This window comes from Marinobacter nitratireducens, assembly GCF_000708045.1.
Lineage (GTDB): Bacteria > Pseudomonadota > Gammaproteobacteria > Pseudomonadales > Oleiphilaceae > Marinobacter > Marinobacter nitratireducens.
Genome location: NZ_ANIE01000016.1, coordinates 1 through 1,148 on the forward strand (window position 1 = coordinate 1; position 1,148 = coordinate 1,148).

Below are 1,148 nucleotides of genomic sequence, written 5' to 3' on the forward strand. Positions count from 1 at the left end.
CTTGTATGGACAATTCCTTCCGTGTTTTGGGTAAATTGAGGCCCACCCCCAGTGGCCGCTGGGGGCCTTCATGCAGCAGCTCGATTGAGCGACGGCTCCTCTTCCGAGAGACCGATAACAAGTGCGTAGCGTTGCATGACTCTCAAGCGATAACTCGAACAGTCATCGGGGCCTCGAGCCCGTATAGCAAGGCAGAGTCAGCTTATTATGAACAACACGGAAATCCAAACCCCAGTCAATATCGGTGTCGATGTCGGTAAAGCCAATCTGGACATCGCCCTTCATCCCTCCGGGCAGTTTTACACCATCCCAAATACCGAAGCGCACATTCGCCGGTTCGTTCGAATCCTCAAAAACTACGAGATCGAACGCATCGTTGTTGAAGCCTCTGGTCGACATGAACATGCCCTGGTTCAAGCTTGCGATAAAGCCGATTTACCGATCATCGTCGTCAATCCCATCAGCGTCCGACGCTACGCTCAGGCCATTGGCGTGCTCGCCAAAACCGACCGGATTGATGCCCAGGTCATCGCGCAATATGCCGCCACACTGAAACCTGAACTCAAGCCTATTCCCGACAAAACCTCCCAGAAGATTAAGGACTTACTGATCCGTCGCTCTCAGCTCCTGGAAATGTCCACCATGGAGAAAAACCGTCTCCAAATCCTGCCAAAATCCCTTCATCGGTCCATCAAAAGTCTACTTCGAATGCTCCAGGGCCAGATTGAAACGGTCACCCGGCAAATCGAGCAGGAGGTGGCCAAAGTGGATCAGTGGCGTACCAAAATGGAAATCATGACCAGCGTGCCTGGCGTTGGAAAAGTGCTCGCCTACACGTTCCTGAGTGAACTTCCAGAACTCGGTTCGCTGAACCGCAAGGAGATTGCGGCGCTTGTCGGCGTAGCTCCCATCAACCGAGACAGTGGCAAGCTCAATGGCAAACGAAGGATAAGAGGTGGCCGCCACAGAGTTCGCACCGTGATGTTTATGGCCATGCTCTCATCTATCCAATGCAATCCGGTGTTCAAACGCTTTTACGAACGCCTGAAAGCCCAGGGCAAAATCCCGAAAGTCGCCCTCATCGCCTGCATGAGAAAGATGATTGTGGTGCTCAATACCATGATCAAAAACCAGGAATCATGGCGGGG

The 1,148-nt window shown here is 52.7% G+C and carries 1 protein-coding gene; it reads left to right on the forward strand.

What is annotated here, in order from left to right:
• Positions 1-207: 207 nt before the first annotated feature.
• Positions 208-1,148: IS110 family RNA-guided transposase (locus tag D777_RS17550; protein ID WP_036135077.1), on the forward strand; the 941-nt coding region annotated here is incomplete at its 3' end.